This is a genomic window from Thiohalocapsa sp. (assembly GCF_019695415.1).
Lineage (GTDB): Bacteria > Pseudomonadota > Gammaproteobacteria > Chromatiales > Chromatiaceae > Thiohalocapsa.
Genome location: NZ_JAIFKJ010000241.1, coordinates 1 through 6,838 on the forward strand (window position 1 = coordinate 1; position 6,838 = coordinate 6,838).

7 protein-coding genes are annotated in these 6,838 nt (G+C 67.7%); 5 read left to right on the forward strand and 2 right to left on the reverse strand.

Annotated elements, in window-relative coordinates; genetic code table 11:
* Window positions 1-439, forward strand: a 439-nt coding sequence (locus tag I6U14_RS06810) for a hypothetical protein (protein WP_296897943.1), incomplete at its 5' end; no start/stop codon positions are given.
* Window positions 440-521: 82 nt separating this feature from the next.
* Here I6U14_RS06810 and I6U14_RS06815 read toward each other — a convergent pair.
* Window positions 522-1,541: a CDP-6-deoxy-delta-3,4-glucoseen reductase gene (locus I6U14_RS06815; RefSeq protein WP_296897945.1), complete on the reverse strand. Its 1,020-nt coding sequence runs from the start codon at window positions 1,539-1,541 to the stop codon at window positions 522-524.
* Window positions 1,542-1,710: 169 nt separating this feature from the next.
* Between I6U14_RS06815 and I6U14_RS06820 the strand changes: the two genes are divergently transcribed.
* The 4 genes from I6U14_RS06820 to I6U14_RS06835 all read left to right on the forward strand — a co-directional run bounded on the left by I6U14_RS06820 (window position 1,711) and on the right by I6U14_RS06835 (window position 5,008).
* Window positions 1,711-2,574, forward strand: a complete 864-nt coding sequence (locus I6U14_RS06820; RefSeq protein ID WP_367115634.1) for an SDR family oxidoreductase — start codon at window positions 1,711-1,713, stop codon at window positions 2,572-2,574.
* Window positions 2,575-2,692: 118 nt separating this feature from the next.
* On the forward strand, window positions 2,693-2,944 hold the full coding sequence (locus tag I6U14_RS06825) for a glycine zipper domain-containing protein (protein ID WP_296897953.1): 252 nt from the start codon (window positions 2,693-2,695) through the stop codon (window positions 2,942-2,944).
* 85 nt (window positions 2,945-3,029) lie between these two features.
* Entirely contained in the window at window positions 3,030-4,346 is a 1,317-nt protein-coding gene (locus tag I6U14_RS06830; RefSeq protein ID WP_296897946.1) for a permease, read from the forward strand.
* A gap of 395 nt (window positions 4,347-4,741) precedes the next feature.
* Complete coding sequence (locus I6U14_RS06835; protein ID WP_296897947.1) at window positions 4,742-5,008, forward strand: RNA-binding protein; 267 nt, start codon at window positions 4,742-4,744, stop codon at window positions 5,006-5,008.
* Between the two features lie 150 nt (window positions 5,009-5,158).
* Here the strand turns inward: I6U14_RS06835 and ubiD are convergent, their stop codons facing one another.
* Window positions 5,159-6,625 carry a 4-hydroxy-3-polyprenylbenzoate decarboxylase gene (gene ubiD, locus I6U14_RS06840; protein WP_296897949.1) on the reverse strand — a complete coding sequence of 489 codons (1,467 nt, stop codon included), beginning with the start codon at window positions 6,623-6,625 and terminating at the stop codon, window positions 5,159-5,161.
* Between the last annotated feature and the right edge of the window lie 213 nt (window positions 6,626-6,838).

The following is a 6,838-nucleotide window of genomic DNA, read 5'->3' on the forward strand; positions in this document are numbered from 1 at the left end:
AAGGCAGCCCCGGGGCAAGGCCGTGTCCGGGTCCTCGTGGCGCCGGGTGGGTTCGGCGCTGCGGCGGGGCCTGACGGGGGCCGGGCGGGCGGGTCTCGCCGCGCGGCTCGAGGCCCGGGGCCGCGACGCCGCCCGCCTGCCGCCTGCGCCCGAGCCGGCGCGGCGGCGCGCGATCAGCGCCGCGAACAAGCAGCTGCTGCGGGATCAGCTTGCGGTGGCCGCGGTTGCCGCCGCGGCGGACGATATCCCCCTGCTGGACGCGGCTCTGTTTGGCGCGCAGCGCTTGAGTGGACCACCGTATCGGGGAGCGGGGCCGCGCGGCCGCGACTTGGCGGCGGCGATCTCCGTGTTGCGTGAGGGTTTGCGGGCGCCGGTGCCTCTGCCTGCGCCTCCAGCCACGCAGGCGCCGACGCCACCGCTGTCGGCTCCGCTGCGCTGAGCATAGCCCGATCTATTGAGCATCCCGCCCCGGCTGGGAAGTGCCAATCAATCGGCGCTTCCCGTAAGGCTGCGGCCGCGGGTCAGCCCTTGTAAGTCGGGCTGTCGGCTGCGTACTCGAACGCGTCCGAGAAGAGATGATCCGGCGACAGACCGCGCGCCTCGAAGGCGGCGCGTCCGGCCTCGACCATCACTGGCGGGCCGCTCATGTAGACGTCGTAATCACCGATATTCGGGTGGTCTTCCAGCACGGCCTCGTGCACATAGCCGCGGCGCCCGTCCCAGCTGGGTTCGGGCTGCGACAGCACGGGGGTGAAGCGGAAATTGGCGTGCTCGGCAGCCCAGCGCGCCGGCAGCTCCGGCAGGTAGAGGTCGCGCTCGGCGCGAACCCCCCAATACAGGGTCATCGGTCGCTCGATGCCCATGTGAAAGGCGTGCTCCAGCAGGCCCTTGATGGGCGCGAAGCCGGTTCCGCCGCCGACGAAGAGCATGGGCCGCTCGGACTGCTCGCGCAGCACGAAGCTGCCGAGCGGCCCTTGAATGCGCAGCACCGTCTTCTCCTTAAGCTCGTCGAAGATGTAATCGGTGAACTCACCGCCGGGAACCCGGCGGACGTGCAGCTCCATCAGCGCGTCGTCGTGGGGCGCATTGGCGATGGAGAAGGCGCGCTTGCGCCCGTCGGCCAGGATGAATTCCAGATACTGGCCGGCGAGGAACTGCAGACGCTGCGTCTCCGGCAGCTTGAGCCGCAGCCGGACTACATCGTGGTTCAGCTGGGTCTTCTCGGCGACCCGGCAGGGCAGGATGCGCACCTCGATGTCGGCGACCGTCTCCAGCTCCGCGACGCGCAGTCGAATGTCGCTCTGCGGCACCGCCTGGCAGGTGAGGCAGGCATCATCCGGCTGTCCCGACAAGGCCTCGGTCTTGCCGCTGGGGTAACTGACGCGGCCGGCGAGGAGCTGGGCGGTGCAGCTGCCGCACTTGCCGTCCCGACAGCCGTATGGCAGGCCGATGCGCTGCGCGATGGCGGCCTCCAGCAGGGTCTGTCCGGGCTCGACGCGGAACTCGTGGCCGGCGGGCTCGGTGCTGACGGTGAAACTCATGGCCTGGAACTCCGGGCCGCTCCTCATCGGCGCGGCCAGTAAACGTTGTCACAACGGGCGCGGACCTTAACATGTCGCGGTGTGCGGGCGGCTGCGCAAGGCCGCCGGCCCGGGTATCGGCCCCCAACGCTGCCCACCCATTGAGAACGGCACAGGAGCAAGCAACATCGTGATCATCATCGGTTGCGGCTACATTGGCCGCCTGCTCGGCGCCCGGCTGGCTGCCGGCGGCGCATCGGTCACAGGCGTCGTGCGCAGCGCGGACAGCGCAGCGCTGTTGCCGCCGCTGGGTGTCAAAGCGTTGGCACTCGACCTGCTGCACGACCCGCTCGACGCGATCGACACCGCCGGCGCCGACATCTACCACCTGGCACCACCCCCTGCCGCAGGGCGCGAGGACCCGCTCACCGCACGCTTGATCGATCATTTCGCTGCGCGCGGACAGCCACGACGGCTGGTCTACGTCGGCACAACCGGTATCTACGGCGATTGCGGCGGAGAGTGGGTGGATGAGACCCGTACCCCGAGGCCTGCCGCGGATCGGGCACTGCGCCGCTGGGACGCGGAGGAGCGCCTGCGCGCCTGGCGCGCGGCTGGTGGTGCGGAGTTGGTGATCCTGCGCGTGGCGGGCATCTACGCCTGCGATCGTTTGCCGCTCGAGCGCATTCGCAGCGGCCAGCCCGTGGTGAGTGTCGACGAGGCGCCCTGGTCCAATCGCATCCACGCCGAAGATCTGGTGGAGATCTGCATGGCGGCGATGGCGCGGGCGCCGGACGGTGCCGTCTACAACGTTTGCGACGGTCATCCGAGCACCATGACCGATTATTTCCTGCGCGTGGCAGAGGCGGCCGGCCTCGCGCCGCCGCCACAGATTCCGTTGGCGCAGGCGCCAGGCAAGGTCTCAGCGGGCATGCTCTCCTACCTGCGTGAGTCGCGGCGGCTCAGCAACCGCAAGCTGCTGGAAGAGCTCGGCGTGCGGCTGCGCTACCCGACCCTGGCGGCCGGGCTCGCGGACTGCTTCGCTGAAGGGTGAGCTCTGGTCGGCATTCCATGACGGCCGGGCGCAAACCCGTCTTGGTGCCTGCTTTTGCCTGCTAGACTGCACTTGGCCCAGCCGACTGCGGCCCATTTAGCCACCGGAGTTGACCAACATGAACATAGCCTCGACCATCATCGCGCTGACGCTCGTGATCGCACTGACGGCCTGCGGCGGCACGACAGCATCACGCACCACCACAGGTGCTGCTGCGGGTGCGGCTGCAGGCGCCGCCATCGGCTCGGCCAGCGCCAATGCAGGCAGGGGAGCGATGATCGGCGCTGCGGCGGGCGCGCTCGGCGGCTACGCCTACGATCAACATGAGAAACAAAAAGAGCGCCAAGCTCGGGAACGCGACGAGGACTGAGGCCTCGAACTTGCTGACAAAGCGGCTCATTGCGTGAGATGCGCAGAACAGCCGGCTCCACGAGACAAGCGCCAAGCAATCGGCGTTGCCCAAGCAGCCACCCTTTGCCATGCTCGACGCCCTAAGCCGCTTTCCCGCCGCCCTCTGGCAGATCCTGCTGGAGCTGTCGCCGTCGCTGCTGCTTGGGCTCTTCATCGCGGGGCTGGTGCATGTCTATGTGCCGGCTGCTGCCATCCACAAGCGGCTCAGCCGTCCGGACCTCGCGAGCACGGTGCGAGCATCGGTGCTTGGGGTGCCCCTGCCGCTGTGCTCGTGTGGCGTCATTCCGACGGCACTTGGGCTGCGCAAGGCCGGCGCCTCGAAGGGGGCCACCACCTCGTTCATGATCAGCACGCCGCAGACCGGTGTGGACTCTATTCTCGTGAGTGCCGCGTTCCTCGGCTGGCCGTTTGCGATTTTCAAGGTCGTCGCCGCCTTCGTCACCGGCGTCATCGGCGGGGTCTTGGTCAATCGATTCGCGTCACGGCGTGCCGAGGGCGCGAGCGCACAGGGCAGCACGACGCTGAACGCGCCCGGGCAGGACCGCGGTGTTCTGGGTGCGGTGCGCTACGCCATCTTTGACTTGCTCGCGGCCATCGATCTCTGGCTCATCGCCGGTGTGCTGGTGGCAGCAGCCATTACGGCGCTGGTACCGGGTGACTTCTTTGCCGGCCAGACCTGGTCGCAGGGTCTCGTCGGCATGCTCGTGGTACTGGCCATTTCGCTGCCGCTCTACGTCTGCACCACGGCCTCAGTGCCCATCGCGGCCTCGCTCATCGCGGCTGGGATGCCGGCTGGCTCGGCGCTGGTGTTCCTGATGGCGGGGCCTGCGACCAATGTCGCTACCATCGGCGCCGTCTACCGCACATTGGGCGGTGTCGTGCTCGGCCTGTATCTTGGCACTGTGGTAGTCATGAGCCTGGGCTTTGGTCTGTTGTTCGATCAGGTGCTCACGGCCGCACCCGTGCTCCACGCGGCCCACGCACACGCGTCTGGCTGGCTGGGCACCCTGTCGGCACTGGTGCTGCTCGCCCTGCTGGCGCTGCTCCAGTGGCAGCGCCGGCAGGCTGGACGTCCCGCCGCAGCGGCGGCCACCGGCGCTGGCGGCGAAGCAGCGGGCGACTTGGTGCTGCACGTCCAGGGCATGAGCTGCCAGCATTGCATCGGCAGCGTCAAGCGCTCGTTGGAGGCGATGGATACCGTGGCCGAGGCCGTCCCCGATCTCGCCACGGGCCGGGTGCGTATCGTCGGCGGCGGCTTTGCGGTGCCGACCCTGGTGCGCGCCATTGAGGATGCGGGCTTTTCCGTGAGCGGTGTGGAAAAGACCCAGGGCCGCGTTGACGCCCCAGGTTCCTTGGACTAGATTGCGGGTTAGGTCGCAGCGCGCAAAGGACTCGGGCTTAAGCTCCAGCATTGCAAAGCCACAAGGGCCGTCTTCGCGCCGCATGCGCGGCGGACACGGTCGCTGATCCGGGTGGCAATCGGTATCAACCGGTTGTGGGCCATCGCCCAGTGATATGCCCGGCTCGTTGCGCGCCCACCCCGCCCCTAGGCTGCGTAAGATTGCCCCGGCGTTTATGGAGCGCCCCGCGCCTGACGTCGCCCGCAGCTCGCGAGTCCTCGCCGTCCGCGTCTTGCGTGCAGTCGCGCCGCATACCTTCGAATACGGCCCCAAGGCCGTCTGTCGGTCGTCGGTTTGTGCGTTGGTCGACGACCGCTCCAGCGCGGGCAATGCACGGGTGCTGTCGAGAGAAAGCGATGCGGATCTACGTAGGCAATTTGAAGTACTCGGTCACCGATGACGAGCTGCGCGAGATGTTCAGCGAATTCGGTGACGTGGCGAGCGCGGACGTCATCAAGGACAAGTTCTCGGGCCAGTCCAAGGGCTTCGGCTTCGTGGATATGCCCAATGACGCCGAGGCGGGGGATGCCATTCAGGCGCTGAACGACTCCATGCACGACGGGCGCAAGCTCACTGTCAACGAGGCACGGCCGCGCACAGAGCGTCCGCCGCGGAAGTTCTAGCGGGTCTCTGCCGGTTGGCCCGCGACGGCCGATGACAGCGGCCAAGCGGCATGGAGGTGGCGCGCGGCCGCGGGCTGCGCCGTTGTCATCGGGACCCTGATCGGGATCGGGATCGGGATCGGGATCGGGCCGGGCGTCCCCAAGCTTGGTTCAGTCGAGGCCGAGCTCTGGCCAGAGCCTGTCCACCTGCGCCTTGACGGCTTCGTCCATGCGGATGGGCTTGCCCCATTCCCGCGCTGTCTCCCCTTGCCACTTATTGGTGGCATCAAAGCCCACCTTCGAGCCGAGTCCTGACACTGGCGAGGCGAAGTCCAGGTAGTCGATGGGCGTGTTCTCCACCCGCACCGTGTCCCGGGCGGGGTCCCTTCGTTTCGTCATAGCCCAGATTACGTCGCGCCAGTCGCGGGTGTTGACGTCGGCGTCCACCACGATGACGAACTTGGTGTACATGAACTGCCTAAGGAAAGACCAGACCCCCATCATCACCCGCTTGGCATGGCCGGGGTACTGTTTATGCATGCTGACCACCGCCATCCGATAAGAGCAGCCCTCGGGAGGGAGATAGAAGTCCACGATCTCGGGAAACTGCTTTTGCAGAATGGGCACGAAGACCTCGTTCAACGCCACGCCGAGAATGGCCGGCTCATCCGGTGGCCGGCCGGTGTAGGTGCTGTGGTAGATGGGCTCTGGGCGCTGTGTCATGCGCTCGATGGTGAACACCGGAAACTCGTCCACCTCGTTGTAATAGCCGGTGTGGTCGCCGAACGGGCCCTCTGGTGCCGTGTCTCCCGGATGCAGATGGCCCTCCAGCACGATTTCGGCACTGGCCGGTACCTGTAGGTCGCTGCCGAGACATTTGGCAAGCTCCGTGCGGCTGCCACGCAGCAGCCCTGCAAAGGCGTATTCCGACAGCGTGTCGGGCACCGGCGTGACAGCCCCCAGGATGGTGGCGGGGTCGGCGCCGAGGGCGACGGCGATGGGAAAGGGCCTGCCCGGGTGCTGTTGCTGCCAGTCTCGATAATCCAGCGCGCCGCCGCGGTGGGCGAGCCAACGCATGATGACCCGGTTGCGATCCAAGACCTGCATACGATAGATGCCGAGGTTCTGCCGGGACTTCTCCGGGCCGCGGGTCACCACCAGACCCCAGGTGATCAACGGCGCCGCGTCGCCCGGCCAGCAGTGCTGCACCGGCAACCGGCCGAGATCCACGGCCTCGCCTTCGAACACCTGCTCCTGGCAGGGCGGGCTGCGGCGCACCTTGGGCGCCATGTCCAGCACCTTTCGGAAGATGGGCAGGCTCTCGAAGGCCGCTTTCATGCCCTTCGGCGGCTCCGGCTGCTTCAAGAAGGCCAGCAGCTTGCCGATCTCCCGCAATGCGTCCACGGAGTCCTCGCCCATGCCCAGCGCCACCCGCCGCGGCGTCCCGAACAGGTTGCCCAGCAGCGGCACGGACGAGCCCTTGGGCTGCTCGAACAGCAGCGCCGGGCCGCCGGCGCGCAGCGTGCGATCGCAGATCTCCGTCACCTCCAGGTACGGATCCACGGGTACGCGGATGCGCTTGAGCTCTCCCTGCTGTTCCAGTTGCTGGATGAAGTCCCGAAGGTCCCGGTATTTCATGTCGTTTTGGCTCGTTATCCCATGGCGAAGCGTTGGCGCCCGCGGGCGCGCTCGCAGCGCCAGCATGTGGTGGTGATGCGGCCAGCCTTCGAGTGCCCGCTCCTGGTCCTCCGCAACTCCGCAACGCGCCCTATGCGGCCGGCCATGAGCTGGAGGGCGCGAGCTCCATGTCACCCCTGGCCCACGCCCCGAGGCGCAGTCGCCGGCACACCC